Origin of the sequence: Microcoleus sp. B4-C1 (assembly GCF_036705285.1) — a bacterium.
GTDB lineage: Bacteria > Cyanobacteriota > Cyanobacteriia > Cyanobacteriales > Microcoleaceae > Microcoleus.
Genome location: NZ_JAUBUC010000006.1, coordinates 15,598 through 32,304, shown reverse-complemented (window position 1 = coordinate 32,304; position 16,707 = coordinate 15,598). Strand labels below are relative to the sequence as shown.

The window sequence follows — 16,707 nt, the reverse complement described above, 5'->3', positions numbered from 1 at the left end:
TATTTTTAAGGATTTTCAAGATGGTGACTATCTCGAATGACTCCTCTGTTAAGGACTATCGGCGAGTGTATTCTCCTATTTCTTTGCGGGGAACTGATTGCAAGATTAACTCCCAAGTTTCGCTGGCGGGCCTGACTTCGTTCCGAGTCGGTGGCCCGGCCGAGTGGTACGTTGCTCCCCGCAGTATGGAGGCTTTGCAAGCGAGTTTTGCCTGGGCACACGATGAAGGGGTGCCGGTGACTCTGCTGGGTGCGGGTTCTAATTTGTTGGTGAGCGATCGGGGTTTGTCCGGTTTGGTCGTCGGCACTCGCTACCTCAAACAGGTGAATTTTAACCCAGAAACAGGTCAAGTTACAGCGGGGGCGGGGGAGTCAATTCCTCGCCTTGCTTGGTTGGCGGCTAAACGGGGCTGGAAAGGTCTAGAATGGGCAGTCGGCATACCGGGTACGGTGGGAGGGGCTGTGGTGATGAATGCAGGCGCTCACAGAGGCTGTACTGCTGATATTCTAGTCAATGCTCGCGTCCTATCCCCTGGTGGCAAGGTGGAAATTCTGACTCCCCAAGAGTTGGAGTACCGCTACCGGACTTCGGTGCTGCAAGGGGGCGATCGGCTAGTAACAGAAGCGACTTTTCAGTTACAGCCGGGATTCGACCGATCGCAAGTAATGGCAGAAACTAATGACCATTTCAGCCAGCGACGGACAACTCAACCTTACCACTTACCGAGCTGTGGCTCAGTCTTCCGTAACCCTGGCCCCAAGACGGCAGGTTGGTTCATCGAACAAGCGGGACTGAAGGGATATCAGATCGGCGGTGCACAAGTAGCTCAGCGCCATGCTAATTTTATTCTTAACTGCGGGTCGGCAACGGCCAATGATATTTTTCAAGTGATCCGCCACGTTCAACAGCAAGTCGAACAGCGGTGGTCGCTGTTGTTGGAGCCAGAAGTTAGAATACTGGGAGAGTTTCCCTTCTAAGGCATCATTGAAGTAATACGGAAACGGCAGACTGCCAGCCCACACACCATCACAAAGTAGTTGTCAAGAACCTCAGCCCTGACGGCATGAGGCTTGAAAGAGAAATCTAACAAGCCATCTTGACCCGCCTAAGTCTTAACTGACTACGTTTTTTGAGTCACGACACCGGGCGAATGCGAAGCTAGTTCCCTGCTCTGTCGCTAGTAGTTAAACAGTTCTAAGGTCACTGGAACAGTGCTCCTAGCCTAACAAGCTCAGAAAACATTGGCAAAGCTAACTTTACCCCAGAAATGGGAGATTGAGGACAACCATATCCTCACGGGGGGGCAACCACCCCCCTACCCCGCAAGGGGATTAAAATTAAATGTAAAGCCGTCCTGTAAGGACGGGGTTTCAGACCAGAGGAATTTTGATGACAAAATCAGGACAAGGATTTGGCTTCGGCCTGGGCAAAATGAAAGAACTGACTGAAGCTTTCAAAAAAGCTCAGCAGGTTCAAGAAGGAGCTAAAAAGCTCCAAGAAGAGTTGGATGTCATGGAAATTGAGGGAACTGCCGGCGGTGGCTTGGTCAAGGTTTTTCTCAGCGGCAACCAAGAACCCCGCCGCGTGGAAATCTCACCGGATGCCCTCGGTGAAGGTGCTGAGGTGGTTTCTGAACTCGTCACGGTGGCGATGCAGGATGCTTACGCTAAGTCTACGATGACGATGCGGGAGAAAATGGAAGAACTCACCGGGGGACTAAATCTCCCCGGTTTCGGTTAGTCATTAGTCATCAGTCATTAGTTGTTAGCTATCTGTGTTTAAAAACAAATCTATAGCTAATGACTGATTGATTTCTCTGAAGCACAAAACGTTGGGAAAAAGGGGAAAGTAAAAATTTTCTTTCTTCCCTTCCCATTAAAAATTACCAATTACTAATTATCAATTAAATGTCTTATAAATTATTGTTTGTATGCCTCGGAAATATCTGCCGATCGCCCTCAGCAGAAAATATTATGAATCACTTAATTGAACAAGCTGGTTTGAGCGATCGCATCACCTGCGATTCGGCTGGAACTGCTAGCTATCACATTGGCAGCCCCCCTGACAGGCGGATGGCATTGGCGGCGAAGAAGCGAGACATTGAATTGCTAGGCGAAGCCCGCCAATTTACCAGGAAAGATTTTGAAAATTTTGATTTGATTCTGGCTATGGATCGGGACAATTATCGCAATATTCTTGCCTTGGATGCGGCTGGAAAGTATAAAGATAAAGTGCGACTGATGTGCGATTTTTGCCAGAAATACGACCTTAAAGAAGTGCCAGATCCTTACTACGGTGGCCCGGAGGGATTCGATCGAGTAATTGATTTGCTGCACGATGCTGCCGAGGGTTTGTTGGAGTACGTTATCAATCAGGAAAAATTAACAATTACCAATTAACAGTTACCAATTACCAATTACCGACTAAATGGTGTTCCATCGCAAAGCGAACGAGTTCTGCACGGTTGTTGCTGTCAGTTTTTCTGAACAAGCTGCTGACGTGCTTTTCGACAGTTCGAGGGCTGAGGTGGAGTGTGGAGCCTATTTGAATATTAGAAAGACCTTCTGTCAGCAAATCTAGCACTTGTCGCTCTCGCTGAGTCAAAGTCGGAGCATTTTGGCTGGGAGATGCCCGTGAAGCGGAGCTATCTCGTAGGGAATCGCCTGTGTTTGACTTTTGAGTTAAAAAATCTGCTTCTGGCTTGTCATTGGCTCTGCTGCGTGCCTCTGTTGGCATTGGTTCGGGTTCCGGGGAACGAGAGGGGGCCTGAGCGATTAGAGCGTAGCGATCGAGCAAAGAGCGAATAACCGCCCCCAATTCCTGGAGTTCAAAAGGCTTAGCCAGATAATTGTCGCACCCCATCTGATAGCCGCGAATCCGTTCCTGCGTGCTCGTGCGTTCCGTCAAAAAAATCACCGGCAGCAAGCGGAAAGCGGGACGAGTCCGAACTCGCCGCACGAATTCGTAGCCATCCATCTGGGGCATTGTAATGTCGGTAACAATTAAGTGGGGCTGAAATTCATCTACCAAGCCTAAAGCTTCTTTGCCGTTCTCAGCAGCGATTACAGAGTATCCGGTAATTTCTAGATAATCGGTAATTGACAAGCGAGTCGCGAAATCGTCGTCAGCAACCAGAATCGTTAATGGCATGGGGGAATTAAAAATTAAACATTAAAAGTGAAATTAGTCACTTTTAATGTTTAATTCTACTGTTTAATTCTCTTGATAGCTTGCAGTTAAAGTAGCGGGTTGCCCTAATTTGCCCTCCAAAGCTACGCCGCGCCCGTTGGCGGCCAAATGCCGCAGAGTTTTGTAAATTGTCTCGATTTGCTCTGGCGTTCCTGCTTTTTTGGCTAGTTCTGCTACAGACAAAGGTTTTTGGGCGTTTTTGAGCACTTGCAGTACCCGTTGCTGCAAGTCCAATACAGCAGCGGCCGCTTTTTTGCCGGCTTCGACGCCCGGTTGGTGATAGGCATTGACATTCACCAAGGAACCGTAAAAACCTACGGCTCTTTCGTAGAGGGCGATTAATGCTCCTACTGTCCTAGGGTTGACTTGGGGAATGGTGACAGTAATGGAATCTCGGTGATTTTCGTACAAGGCTTGTCGAGTTCCCTGCAACAAACCAGACAAATAATCTCCCGAAGTGACGCCGGTTTCTACTTCTGGGGAAATGCCTTGCCTGTCTTGCAAAACTTCGATAAATGTTAGGAAGAAATTCGGCACGCCGTCTCGCAGTTGCTGGACGTAGGCGTGTTGGTCGGTGCTGCCTTTGTTGCCGTAAACTGCGATTCCTTGATGAACTGTGTTGCCGTCTAAATCTTCCTGTTTGCCGATCGATTCCATGACTAATTGCTGCAAGTAGCGGCTGAACAATAGCAGTGAATCTTTATACGGCAAAACTACCATATCTTTCTCGCCACGTCCGTTGCCAGCAAAATACCAGGACATTGCTAACAAGGCGGCGGGATTATTTTTGATTTCGGTGGTTCTGGTAGCTTCGTCCATGACTTTCGCGCCGTCGAGCATCGCCCGAATGTCGATGCCTTGCAAAGCTGCTGGCAAAAGTCCGACTGCTGACAATTCGGAAGTGCGTCCTCCCACCCAATCTGCCATTGGAAAAGTGGTAATCCAGCCTTCGGATTTGGCTAATTTGTCTAGTTGGCTGTCAACTCCGGTGATGGCAATTGCTTGTTTGGCAAAATCCAATTTTTCGGCGGCGAAGGCTTTTTGAACTTCGATCATCCCGTTGCGGGGTTCGGGGGTGCCGCCGGATTTGGAGATAGTAATTACTAGGGTGCTGGCGAGTTTGTCTTTGATTTTGTTAAGGATGCGATCGATCCCAGCCGGATCTGTGTTGTCGATAAAATGTATTGCTAGGGGCGGAATGTCTGGGGATAAAGCTTCGGAGACAAATTGGGGGCCGAGGGCCGAACCGCCAATGCCGATCGAAATTATGTCGGTAAATTGCGGAGCAAAGGGCGGTTTAATATCGCGGTTTTGAACTTTCTTGACAAATGCTTCGACTTGTGCTATGCCTTCGACTATTTCTTGTTTTAATTCTGGAGTTGGAGCTAAATCAGGGTTTCGCAGCCAGTAGTGGCCCACCATGCGGTTTTCGTCGGGATTGGCGATCGCACCTGCTTCTAAAGCTGCCATGTCTTTGAAAGCTTTGTCAAATTTGGGTTTCAGTGCGGCTGCGAAAGCGTCGTCGAATCCCATGCGGCTGATATCGAGGTAAAGTCCCAATCCCTCGTGATAGTAAAGCCAGTCTTGATAGCGTTGCCAGAGTGCTGCGGCGTCCATAGGAATTCTCTACAATTTTTTTAATGTTCGATCGGCGTCGTCAGGAATCAACCAATTGTAGTTTAAAACGATCTGATGTACGGCTTTTGCATAATCCCAATAAATTTAAGCATTAATCGTCTGAAGGCAGCCGGAACAGAAGGCAGTCAGAGCATTCGGCAGAATTAAACAATAAAAATATGACTTGGGCAACAGTCTTAGTAGGTAGATCCCTCATTAATGGTCACACCCCATAGATAGATCGAAGCGCCACAGAGATTTAACTGTAGTCGGCGTTGGCGTTTGGGCCATGGTTTCACAATATTCAAATTCGGGCGATCGGGTTCTGTAAAATAGGCATTGCGGTCAGGTTAAATATACTTTTAGCTGTCACTCAATAATCGGCTAAAAATATAGTTAACAACGGTCAACTATCTGAAGTGTAGTATAATATACAGATATTAGAATTAAAGTGCGATCGACTATGCTTGCTCTATCTCCCGAATTAAAAGAAAGGTTAGCAACTCCGCTCAAAATCGGCGATTTTGAAGTTAAAAGTCGCGTCCTGCAATCGCCATTATCCGGCGTTACCGATTTGGTATTTCGCCGCCTGGTGCGCCGCTACGCGCCGGATTCGATGATGTACACGGAAATGGTAAACGCTACGGGTTTGCACTACGTGAAGCAATTACCGAGAATTATGGAAGTTGACCCGAACGAGCGCCCGATTAGCATTCAATTGTTTGACTGCCGGCCGGATTTCTTGGCAGAAGCGGCCCAGAAAGCAGTGGCAGAAGGAGCGGATACTGTTGATATTAATATGGGGTGTCCGGTTAACAAAATTACTAAAAACGGCGGTGGTTCTTCCCTGCTGCGAGATCCGGAAACAGCCGAGGCAATTGTGCGGGCTGTTGTGGAAGCGGTAGATGTTCCTGTCACGGTTAAAACTAGGATTGGTTGGACTGACAAAGAAATTAATATTTTGGAATTTGCCAAGCGGATGGAAGATGCGGGAGCAAAAATGATTACCGTGCACGGCCGCACTCGATCGCAAGGTTACACCGGCCCGGCAAAATGGGAGTGGATTCGCCGCGTGAAAGAAGTTTTATCGATTCCAGTTATTGCTAACGGGGATATTTTTTCAGTAGAAGCAGCAATGCGATGTCTGGAAGAAACCGGTGCAGATGGAGTGATGTGTTCGCGGGGAACTTTGGGCTATCCTTTTTTGGTGGGAGAAGTTGATTATTTCTTGAAAACTGGTGTGGAAAAGATAGCTCCGACACCAATTGAACGTCTCGAATGTGCTAAGGAACATTTGCGGGCTTTGTGGGAATATAAAGGTGAAAGCGGTGTTTGCCAAGCGCGCAAGCACTTAACCTGGTATGCTAAGGGTTTCCCCGGCGCTGGGGAATTGCGGGGCGTGTTGGCTGTGGTAGAAACGGTTGAACAAGGTTGCGATTCGATCGATCGCGCGATCGAGCAATTGCCCGCATAAACCTTACCCGCAGAGGTCAGTCGATTTTAGATTTTAGATTTTAGATTTTAGATTTACTTGCAGCATTGAATGTGGGAGCTTGAACTTTAGTCTAAAATTTTAATATCGACCCTCATGAGTGTACGTGGCACGGTATCCGTTTTTGGGCGGAGTCAACTAGGGATTACAGAAACAAAACCAGCCTCTGCGGGCTAAGATTTAAGACAAAGTTAAAAATTTGTGTGTGGGGGAAAGCATGGATTCCTTAAAAGGGCGAGATTTATTAAGTCTGGCAGATTTAAGCATTGACGAATTAAATTATTTGCTGGATCTAGCAGCCAGTTTAAAATCGGGAATGGTCAAGCTGAAACGCAATAAAGTTCTCGGCTTGTTATTTTCCAAAGCTTCAACGCGAACGCGGGTAAGTTTTACGGTAGCAATGTATAAATTGGGAGGGCAAGTGATTGACCTTAATCCCAACGTTACACAAGTCAGCCGCGGCGAACCTTTGGTAGATACAGCCAGGGTTTTAGACAGATATTTAGACATTTTGGCGATTCGGACATTCGAGCAAAAGGATTTAGCAACTTTTGCCAACTATGCGAAAATTCCTGTGATTAATGCGCTGACAGATGACGAACACCCATGTCAAGTGCTGGCGGATTTAATGACAGTAAAAGAGTGTTTTGGCAAGCTAGAAGGATTGACCCTGACTTATTTGGGCGATGGCAATAATATGGCTAATTCGCTGATGTTGGGCTGTGCAATGACGGGAATGAATGTAAGAATTGCTTGCCCTCAAGATTTCGGACCCAATGCTGAGATAGTGGAAAAAGCTAAGAATATTGCTCAGGGAAAAACCGAAGTTACGGTGACGACGGACGCAGAAGCTGCTGTGAAGAATGCTCAAGTGATTTATACTGATGTTTGGGCGAGTATGGGACAGGAAGAGGAAGCAAAAATCAGGATTCCTTTGTTTGAACCATATCAGGTAAACGAACAATTGCTGAAGTTAGCAGATAAGAATGCAATTGTATTGCACTGTTTGCCCGCACACCGGGATGAAGAGATTACCGATGCAGTGATAGAAGGCAGTCAATCGCGCGTTTGGGATCAGGCAGAAAATCGGATGCACGCTCAGCAAGCTTTGCTCGCAAGCATTCTGGAAAGCGATTAGGTTTGTAGTAACGACTTCAGTCCTTAAAGATGTTGTCAGTAAATATGTCGCCATTTCGCCAGTCCGCCAGGGGTTTAAACCCCTGGCTCAAAGCTTAAGTCGGTTAAAACCGACTGCGATTATTAGATTTATTGTATCGATTTGTTAGGCAAATAAAATTGCCGATGAATTCAAAATAGTTGGCGGTTTTACAAACAGATTAAATACTTGCCTCTCTCTCTGCGCCCTCTGCGCCCTCTGCGGTTAATAAAAATTATTAATTTCGCAGCGCGCACCTATGGCATAATTGGTGGCAACATTGCCTGAATGGCGATATTAAAAGTAGGAAATTGCAACGGAGAAACGATCGCGCTTTCTCCCAGAATAACCTCGCTTTGATACCCATCTTCCGCAGGTTCTCGAAAAACGTGCAGTTGTCTTTCGCCCACATTTAGCACCCAATAATCGCCAATTCCCGATCGCGCATAAATTTTAGCTTTAATTTCGCGATCGAAAGTTAAGCTGCTGTCTGCCACTTCGATAATTAGATATACCTCTGAGGGCGTCGGATGGTGAGTCGCATAGTCAAAAGGATCGATTCTGACTACGGCAATATCTGGTTCGGGTTCAGAATTGTCATCAAGGGCGATCGGATCTTGCATACGTACCCAGGCAAGATTTCTAAAAAGGTATTGCAGCAAGCTATCTGTACGCCCTAAAGCGGAGGTGTGAGCAGTTCCTTTTGCACTCATTTTGATGATATTTCCTGAAAGTAATTCGACTCGTTCCTCTGGGTGAAAAAATCCCATCTCTCCCAGCTTGTGATACTCTTTAACTGTCCATTTACGGAGCGTGAAAGCAGCTTCTGTTGTTAGCATATCTCGATTGATAAATTTATAATTTGATGTGGAATGATTTTATTTTAGCTTATGATATTAACTGGTTCCCAGGCTCTGCCTGGAAACCGATATCTAGAGGCTCTGCCTCGCAAGCTTTTATGGAAATTGGAGGCACAGCCTCCGGATCTGCGTTACCAGGCAGAGCCTGGTAACGAGTAAAGCAGTTAAGATGCTCCGAGATTGATTTTTGTTACGTCACCGGCGACAACATTAACTGTTTGTTGAATTTGACTACCGTCAACTTTCAACTGATAAGTTCCCGGAGAAAGCTCGATCGCCCCAAACCATCCTTTACCATCGGCGCGCAGTTGACGCACCGCGCCAATATCATCGATCGACTGCAATGTCAAGCTCGCACTGTCGCAAGTTTGAGCGCACCGCTGCAAATTTCCGGCGATCGCACCTGTAGTCGGCCGCGACTTCCAAGGCATATCGGGAACGGCTGCGGTTGTCGCCCACACAGGCTGAGTTTCATAGGTTTTGCCCGTCGCAGCATCAACGTATTGACTCGGCTGCGACAGCGCGGTATAGAACAAATCGTTGCTTTGGGGAACGTATTTCCAAGGCTGGCGGGGCAAATCTCCGCTGCCGCCCGATCGCAGTTCCACATTCGTGTACACGTTGCTGCTAGCGTAGGAATACAGCACCGTACCCGCTAGGTTATTCCCTTTCGCAGAAGGCCCTTCGGCGCGACGAATCTGGCCTAGAGTGTCTTCGATGTAGTTGAGGTAATTGCCGGGGCCGATCGCAATTTGGCGGTTGTACTGGTGGTCTTTGGCGTACTCGATCCAGTTGTCGTAAGCGAGTTTTTGCTGCCGTTTGTACTCGCGCTGGTAAGTCATCGGCATCGCCATGTCTACGATCCCTTCTTCGAGCCAAGCGCGCCAATCTTGCAATACTTCTTTGTAAGGCTGCGTTTGATACCACCCTGCCTCGTTTGCTGGGCCGTCTCCCCAGGCGATCGTGGCGGCAGTAATTTTAACACGCGGTTTAATCGCGAGGCTTTCTACATAAAGCTTCCGCACTAAATTTGTCACCTGATCGCGCCGCCACTGCATCCACGCGGGATCGGTGGGTGCGGGTTTGCCCGATCGACCTGTTTGCTGATTGAAACGGGCGATCGCAGTGGGATTGTAGCCCCAAGTCGGCCCGCCGTAGCGCACATAATCCAACTGTACGCCGTCCACATCGTAGCGCTTCAGCAAGTCCAAATAGACGGAAACAGTATAATCTACGGCGTCTGGATGGCCGGGATCGAGATAGCCTTGGGCTTCCCCACCGTAAGTCAGCATTGCCCAATTGTCGCTGCCGGGGGCAGAAGGCCCGTGTTGTTGCCAAACGTGACCGGCGGGAATTTTGGTGCCCGAAACCACCGGCAGCGTCACCATCCAAGCGTGTACTTCAATGCCTGCGGCGTGGGCTTTGTCAATCAAATCTTGCAGGGGATCGAAACCTGCAGGAACGTTGGGATCGAGGGTGCGGGGTTCGATCGCACTCGTGTAAAAAGCATCGCCACGGCGGCGGACTTGGGCGACGATCGCGTTGGCATTAGCCCGCTGCGCGTCTGCGATCAATTTTGTGACTTCTTGAGGCGTTTTGAAGCCGGGGTTGAAGGCGTCCACCCAGAAGGCGCGAAATTCGGCGGTTTGGGTTTGCGGGGGCATAGTTGCGTTAGCGAAGCCCTCGAAGAGGATCGCGCGGTTTGGGAACCAGTTTGATAACCAACCAGGAGTCAGCAGAAAACTAATTGTTAAGCCAATCAGGAACAAGCTTGACAAAAAGAATGTTTTGGTATTTCGCATCAGAAATGTGTGAGAGAGCGTTTAACAGTCCTTTACGGACTTTTGGTTTGAGCGTCCGCTTGACATTTTCGCACAATGGTAAATTAAGTGGGCCGATCGGTAAATAGTTGAGTAATATCGCTGGGAGAGTCGAGAATGAGATTAAAATTGACCTTGGCAAAATGGGCGATATTTTCCGATCTTTCAATATAGCGGTTGAGCCCGTAAACTGAATCCGCTACACCACTTAACATAGTTTTACAGGCTAAATACGGTTTTAATGATTTTCATTTTGGCTGTATCAATGCCGCATTCCAGTTTGGAAATTGGACTGAGGGTTTTCCACTTGCCTTTATTCGCGTTGAAAATAGCATCTGCTGTTTTTTCGGCATCAATATTTTCAAAGCCTCCTATTTTATTAGTTGATAAGTAATTGAGGCGATCGAAAATTTCATCTCTTGATGCACGTTTGACACTAACCGCTTCAGGAGGTGGCGGTGGTGGTGGTGGTGGCGAGATAGAAAACACTTTAGTAATACAATCTAATCTCGCCTTACTCAAACCACATGGTAGCTTAGTCAGAGGGATAAAATCTGACCATTGCTCCCGGTTAGAAGCTAAAATTTTATTAGCAGCTTCAACTGGTTTTACATTCTTCCACTTCTGTTCTTTAACTAAGTATTCAAGTGCAGCTATAATAGTATCTTTTGATGCTGTACTCAGATTGACTGTGGGATTTGCTTCTCGCGCTAGAATCTTCGCTTGTTCAATATTTGATGGTTTTGGGTCAATGACAATACACCATACTAAATCTAATTTGGCTTGTTGAGCTACAGCATAGACAAAGTGATTGCTCACAACTTGATACTGATAGTCGCCTGTTTCTTTAACGATAATCGGAATCCAATTGCGATTACCTGCTTGTAAGACGGCTTCGGCGGCTCCAGCAATGATAAACTCTGACTCAGAGCAGGGTTCTGCTGACTCAATTTTAGATAACTTCAAGTGCATTAACTTACCGATGTTCTCAGAATTACTCATACAAAAAATACTCCTTCGCTAATTTTAAGTAATATTCAGCGGCTTTTTTGTGTTGAAAAACCGCTGGTTTTCGAGAAAAAGCTGCAGTAGAAACAACTTCATATTCTGGAATACAGAATATAGTTGGGTCAATCACCGTTTTTGTAGATTTAGGCCAATAATAGGGTAACAAATTAGTATCTATAAGATAATTATCTCCTTTCTTAACTGTAAGAATTGCTTTAATTTCTGCATTGGCTCTTTTGAGTGAAGCCTCTGTTTCTTTATGTTTATTGAAAAATATCGGCAAGGCAATAGGGCCACCGTCCTTCCTAAGCTTCTTAACTTCAGGTAAGAATACTTTAATCACTTTAGCAGCATTTTTTAAAGATGAAAAGTTATTGTGTTCTGTTGGCATGAGGATTACATCAGAAGCTATTACACAGCTTTTACTAAAAAAAGTCCAGTTCGTAGGTGCATCAATTAAGATGTAATCATAATTACGAACAAAAATATCAAGTAAATCTCGTAGCCTTGCTGAACTTTTCTCAATTTTTGCTTCATACTCATAAGTCATGAACTTAGATAACCCTGAATCAGATGGGATTACATCAAACATCTTAACTAATTGACCAGCTTTATTCTTTAGATAAAATGGTTGAATAGTTTCTTTAACATTCAATGATTCATCAACCAGACAATCCGATAATTTGACTTTTCCCTCCTGTAAGCCTAATGAATCTGTTAAATCTCCTTGTTGTGGATCGAAGTCAACAACAAGCACTTTTTTCTGCTGTAGTCGAAGAATCGCAGCCAAGTTGATTGTCGTTGTAGTTTTTCCCACGCCTCCCTTATCATTATAGATGCAAATTGTTAAAGCTTGGGGTGGATTTTCCAGCAATTTCTTAAGTCTAGTAATAATCTCAATGATATTATCTTTGGTTATCCTCATGCAGTCAGTAGCAGGCAATACGATTTTACCATGTTTACGGAATAGCTGGATATCTGTTGAGTTAGTGATCATACCCCATTGAGATGTTTGGCACTTAGGATCAAGAAGATAACGTGTTATCTGTTCTTTAGTTTTTTTGTACGTGGGAGTACCTTCTGCTAAGTTATTGATTGACTTTCCTGATACTCTCCCTTTAACTTCAATGATTAAGTATGGGTTAATCTTAGAAACTGAAAATTTATCCTCATCGTGATTCTTGCGAGCAGCAAAATCAGCCTGACCCTTCCCTGTTTTAAACTGTTGTACCCACTCATCAGATGTGAATCCAAGTGCATTTAGAAGGCGTTTGACAAATCGATCTTCGACTTCTGGCTCTTCTGCATTCTCTGAAATACTATCTAAAACTTCATTCCAGTTGATAGTTGTCATGATTTAGGCCTAGATACTTAAGTAAAATCATAACGCTTGGTTTCAGTTTGTGTCATCGTTAGCTACCTCCCGATCTAGCTATATGAACAGTCAACATACTTTTGGATAAGTTATATATTTTCTAGTGCGCTTGACATTTTCGCACATCGGTGCAATTTTAGGCGAAAATACACTGAACTCGCGATCCTCTTCGAGGGCTTCGCTAACGCACTTTTTGAACAAATGATAGTACCGCACTTTCAAACCCTAGCCCTTCCGGGTAACAGCTACTCAACAGCAAGCAATTTACTCGATCGAGTAGATAGCTGGCGCCAAGAAGCAACCCGAAAGTTGCAGCAAAGCCAGAGAGGAGAAAAAGGACAATTTTTAACACCTTCCTCAGTCGCAAGTTTGATGGCGGGAATGTTTGAATTTAACTGTCCCGATATATCGCTTTTAGATGCCGGGGCTGGTATTGGTTCACTGTTGGCAGCCGTTGTTTGCGAACTTTGTCAGCGCCCAAACAAACCGCACAGCCTGCACGTTACAGCTTATGAAATTGACATTATTTTGATTGAATACCTCAAGCAAACCTTAGAATTGTGCAGTATTGAATGTCAGCGTTTTGGGATATCTTTTACCTGTGAGGTTCGCGAAATAGATTTTATTCAAGACAGCGCCGATATGTTGCAGCCCAATCTATTTACACAACCAGTAAAACGGGAATTTACCCATGCAATTATCAATCCTCCCTATGCCAAGATAGACGCTAAATCCCAAGCCCGAACCTTGCTGCGTTCTATAGGACTAGAAACCAGCAATCTCTACGCTGGCTTTACAGTTGCTGCTGCTCACCTGCTCAAACCAAACGGTGAATTAGTGTCGATTACTCCCCGCAGCTTTTGCAACGGTTTATACTTTCGAGATTTCCGCAAAGTATTCCTTCAAATGATGGCTTTACGCCAACTACACATCTTTGAATCCCGACAGTTGCCATTTCGCGATGATGCAGTGCTGCAAGAAACTATTATTGTGCGCGCCACCAAACAAATAGAACAGCCAAATACTGTACTAATTACCTCAAGCAGCAGCGCGGGCGATGACCTGATTTTATCTCACCAACTGCCCTATACCGCCCTAATTAATCCCAATGATTCCGAGCAATTTATTCGGATTTTACCGGATTCTGTCAGCCAGAAAGTAGTCGAGCAAATGGCTCAATTTACTTGCACCCTAGAGGAATTAGGCTTAACAGTTTCCACCGGAAAAGTTGTAGATTTTCGTGTTCGCTCTGACTTGCGGCTAAAACCTGAGAACGGTACAGTTCCGCTGATTTATCCCGCCCACTTCTCCACGGGCGGTGTTGAATATCCCACAGTCACGAGAAAGCATCAAGCTTTAGCTGTCACGGAAAAAACTGCTGCACTCCTCGTACCTAACGAACATTATGTTTTGAGCAAACGCTTCTCCTCAAAGGAAGAGAAAAAGCGAATTGTTGCAGTTGTCTGGGATGCAAGTAAAATTAATAGTTCTCGCGTGGGTTTTGAGAACCATTTGAATTACTTTCACCAACAGGGACGCGGATTAGACCTCACCCTGGCGCGGGGATTGGCCGTTTATCTAAATTCGAGTTTGGTAGATGCGTTTTTTCGATTGTTCAATGGACATACTCAAGTTAATGCTACGGATTTACGCACTTTGAAGTATCCTAATCGAGAGCAATTACTTTTACTTGGCGCTCAAATAAGAGAAATATTTCCTACACAGCGGGAGCTCGATAAACTTGTCGAGAGACAACTGCTGAAGGCGACAAATCCGTTAGAAAATAGCCCGATGACAATCAAGAACCGTATTGATGAATCTCTAGAAATACTTGCAGCCCTGGGTTTTCCCAAAGGTCAGCTTAACGAACGTTCCGCCTTAACCCTTCTGGCTTTGCTTGACCTCAAGCCAAAGGATGCTTGGGAATTGGCGAAATCTCCACTTCGGGGAATCACACCAATTATGGAATTTATGGAGGAGGAGTACAGTAAAAAATATACACCAAACACGCGGGAAACTGTGCGCTGCCAAACGGTGCATCAGTTTCTAGATGCAGGTTTAATTGTTGTTAATCCTGACAGTCCCGAACGTCCGGTGAATAGTCCAAAAACTGCATATCAGATAGAAGAAAGTGCTTTGGAACTGCTGCGAACTTATGACACTTCTGACTGGGACAAGAATGTTCGCGCTTACCTCGTTCATTTTAACTGAGATATTGCACCATTGTCAATTACTTGTTTAGGAACAGGCAAGATGCCTGTTCCACAAGAAATACACTCTTTGTGGAACAGGCATCTTGCCTGTTCTTGACAATGGTGCAAGATTTAAGTTTTAACGGAGAACATCTTTTGCAGGCTTATTCCAAAAATGAAAACATTTGTGAGTCAGAATGATGCTAAAATGCACTATTTATATGGCTGCCGCTGGCATCGGAATGGCATATACTGTGATGCCAGGGGTTGAATTGACCGGAATTGTCGATCGCACTCAGTAAATCAAATAAGTAACTAGGTAAAATATCTCTGCAATGGAAAAAAAGCATAACGCTGGATTGTGGGTATCAGTATTATACTTCGCTCAAGGTCTCCCTTACACCGTCGTTAATTTAATGTCGGTGATTTTTTTGAAAGGTATGGGAACCAGCAACGAATTGATCGGATTGACAAGTCTTTTGTCTTTTCCTTGGGTTTTAAAAGGTTTGTGGGGGCCAGTTGTTGATTTGTATTCCACCAAACGCAAATGGATTTTAACAACCGAAATCCTTTGTGCTTTTCTGTTTGCTTTCCTGGCTTTTGGTGTATTAACGCCGGCACCGATTATTATATCGCTTGTTATCTTTACCGCGATCGCCTTTGTGTCAGCTACTCACGACATCGCCATTGACGGATTTTATTTAAACACTCTAAATAAAGACCAGCAAGCCTTGTTTGTCGGGGTTCGCAACACGGCTTATAGAGGTGCTGTCATTGCCGGTAGCGGTTTATTGGTGTTCTTAGCGGGGAAACTGGCCGAACAGCATTTAGTCACTGGAAATACAGGCGACACAAAAACATATCAAAACATTCCACTGTCACTTTTCGGTTCGGATTTTAGCGTGTCGGCGCTTAACTACGGATGGGCGACAGCCTTTGGTATTTGTGCGATTATGTTTGTGCTGATATATCTTTTTCAGCGGTGGTATCTTCCCTATCCTAGAAATTACGATCTAGAATCCGGTGCACCCCAACAAACAACCAGCTTTGTCGAAGCATTCAAAACCTATTTTCAGCAAGATAAAATAGGTTGGATTGTGGCTTACGTCTTAATTTTTAGGTTAGGCGATGCCTTGACGTTTAAAATGGCTCCGCCATTTTTAATGGATAAAGTTGAGAAAGGAGGATTAGCAGTTTCTACGTCGGATATGGGCTTATTATCCGGTACTTTAGGGGTAATGTTTCTGTTAATAGGAGGGTTGCTGGGCGGCTATTTGATTGCAAAACAAGGATTGAAAAAATGGATGTGGCCGACGGCTATTCTGCAAAATTCGACTAACGTGCTGTATTGGCTGTTGGCAATCAATCAACCGGGGATTGAATGGGCTTATGCTGTAAATTCGATCGAGCAATTTACTTACGGACTTGGCGTAGCTGCCTATACAGTGTTCTTGATGCGGACTGTCCGCCCTGAATACGAAGCATCTCACTATGCAATTACAACGGCTTTTATGGCCGCAGGCGTGCTGATTCCGGGCGTTTTTAGCGGCTACTTGCAGGCAAGTCTCGGTTATCAAAATTATTTTTTGATGAGCGCGCTGGCTGTGATTCCCGGTATGATGACGATTTTCTTTCTGCCCCTAGAAGATGAGAAAAAATTAGCATCGATGCCCAGACCTGGACTGGACGATTTCGATTAAGATCAAGTGCGATCGCTATAACTATAAGATTCGGGCGGGTCGGGTAAACCCGCGTTGCACAATTTGAGGATGATTCTTGTGGGGAGTAGGGGTTAGCCGTCCCGCCTGCTGTGAAAATACACTGGACGGGCGGGACGCCCATCCCACAAAGCAATCAAAATCATCCCGCAATTATGCAACGCCCGCGTTGCACAACAATTTGAGAATGATTCTTGTGGGGTGTCCCGCCTGCTGTGAAAATACACTGGACGGGCGGGACGCCCATCCCACAAAGCAATCAAAATCATCCCGCAATTAT

Annotated in this window: 15 protein-coding genes; 7 read left to right on the top strand and 8 right to left on the bottom strand. The window is 45.6% G+C overall.

Translation table 11 applies throughout. The features are described from left to right. Positions 1–20: 20 nt before the first annotated feature. From murB to QUB26_RS03810, 3 genes are all read left to right on the top strand, one after another. The gene (murB, locus tag QUB26_RS03820) at positions 21–977 is read left to right on the top strand and encodes a UDP-N-acetylmuramate dehydrogenase (protein WP_333316822.1); all 957 of its coding nucleotides are present in this window, start codon (positions 21–23) and stop codon (positions 975–977) included. Positions 978–1,389: 412 nt separating this feature from the next. Continuing rightward, positions 1,390–1,740, top strand: a complete 351-nt coding sequence (locus QUB26_RS03815; protein ID WP_015178392.1) for a YbaB/EbfC family nucleoid-associated protein — start codon at positions 1,390–1,392, stop codon at positions 1,738–1,740. A 167-nt stretch (positions 1,741–1,907) separates the two neighbouring features. Then, positions 1,908–2,399 carry a low molecular weight protein-tyrosine-phosphatase gene (locus QUB26_RS03810; RefSeq protein ID WP_333057146.1) on the top strand — a complete coding sequence of 164 codons (492 nt, stop codon included), beginning with the start codon at positions 1,908–1,910 and terminating at the stop codon, positions 2,397–2,399. 10 nt (positions 2,400–2,409) lie between these two features. Here QUB26_RS03810 and QUB26_RS03805 read toward each other — a convergent pair whose 3' ends face one another. Together QUB26_RS03805 and QUB26_RS03800 are read right to left on the bottom strand one after the other, a co-directional pair. Then, positions 2,410–3,150 (bottom strand): response regulator transcription factor, encoded by a 741-nt coding sequence (locus QUB26_RS03805; RefSeq protein ID WP_333316820.1) that lies wholly within the window; start codon positions 3,148–3,150, stop codon positions 2,410–2,412. 63 nt (positions 3,151–3,213) lie between these two features. Continuing rightward, the gene (locus tag QUB26_RS03800; RefSeq protein WP_333316818.1) at positions 3,214–4,806 is read right to left on the bottom strand and encodes a glucose-6-phosphate isomerase; all 1,593 of its coding nucleotides are present in this window, start codon (positions 4,804–4,806) and stop codon (positions 3,214–3,216) included. A 463-nt stretch (positions 4,807–5,269) separates the two neighbouring features. On the opposite strand from QUB26_RS03800, the gene dusB reads away from it, so the two are divergent. Together dusB and argF are read left to right on the top strand one after the other, a co-directional pair. Beyond that, positions 5,270–6,280 carry a tRNA dihydrouridine synthase DusB gene (gene dusB / locus QUB26_RS03795; RefSeq protein WP_242724764.1) on the top strand — a complete coding sequence of 337 codons (1,011 nt, stop codon included), beginning with the start codon at positions 5,270–5,272 and terminating at the stop codon, positions 6,278–6,280. A gap of 235 nt (positions 6,281–6,515) precedes the next feature. Beyond that, entirely contained in the window at positions 6,516–7,436 is a 921-nt protein-coding gene (gene argF, locus QUB26_RS03790) for an ornithine carbamoyltransferase (protein WP_333052921.1), read from the top strand. A gap of 275 nt (positions 7,437–7,711) precedes the next feature. On the opposite strand, the gene QUB26_RS03785 is transcribed toward argF, so the two are convergent. From QUB26_RS03785 to QUB26_RS03765, 5 genes are all read right to left on the bottom strand, one after another. Further along, positions 7,712–8,293, bottom strand: coding sequence for a Uma2 family endonuclease (locus QUB26_RS03785; protein WP_333239793.1), 582 nt, complete (start codon positions 8,291–8,293; stop codon positions 7,712–7,714). A 185-nt stretch (positions 8,294–8,478) separates the two neighbouring features. After that, positions 8,479–9,978: a family 10 glycosylhydrolase gene (locus QUB26_RS03780; protein ID WP_333316816.1), complete on the bottom strand. Its 1,500-nt coding sequence runs from the start codon at positions 9,976–9,978 to the stop codon at positions 8,479–8,481. A gap of 221 nt (positions 9,979–10,199) precedes the next feature. Continuing rightward, positions 10,200–10,349: an alpha-E domain-containing protein gene (locus QUB26_RS03775; RefSeq protein ID WP_445299586.1), complete on the bottom strand. Its 150-nt coding sequence runs from the start codon at positions 10,347–10,349 to the stop codon at positions 10,200–10,202. Between the two features lie 4 nt (positions 10,350–10,353). Next, a complete protein-coding gene (locus QUB26_RS03770; protein WP_333316814.1) occupies positions 10,354–11,136 on the bottom strand; it encodes a hypothetical protein in 783 nt (260 codons plus the stop codon). Next, on the bottom strand, positions 11,129–12,496 hold the full coding sequence (locus tag QUB26_RS03765; RefSeq protein WP_333052917.1) for an AAA family ATPase: 1,368 nt from the start codon (positions 12,494–12,496) through the stop codon (positions 11,129–11,131). The genes QUB26_RS03770 and QUB26_RS03765 overlap by 8 nt, the downstream gene beginning before the upstream one ends. Positions 12,497–12,718: 222 nt before the next feature. On the opposite strand from QUB26_RS03765, the gene QUB26_RS03760 reads away from it, so the two are divergent. Both QUB26_RS03760 and QUB26_RS03755 read left to right on the top strand, forming a co-directional pair. Then, positions 12,719–14,728 carry an Eco57I restriction-modification methylase domain-containing protein gene (locus tag QUB26_RS03760; protein ID WP_333316812.1) on the top strand — a complete coding sequence of 670 codons (2,010 nt, stop codon included), beginning with the start codon at positions 12,719–12,721 and terminating at the stop codon, positions 14,726–14,728. A 316-nt stretch (positions 14,729–15,044) separates the two neighbouring features. Continuing rightward, on the top strand, positions 15,045–16,409 hold the full coding sequence (locus QUB26_RS03755) for an MFS transporter (RefSeq protein ID WP_333316810.1): 1,365 nt from the start codon (positions 15,045–15,047) through the stop codon (positions 16,407–16,409). Positions 16,410–16,501: 92 nt separating this feature from the next. On the opposite strand, the gene QUB26_RS03750 is transcribed toward QUB26_RS03755, so the two are convergent. After that, positions 16,502–16,707, bottom strand: a 206-nt coding sequence (locus QUB26_RS03750) for a hypothetical protein (protein WP_333293015.1), incomplete at its 5' end; no start/stop codon positions are given.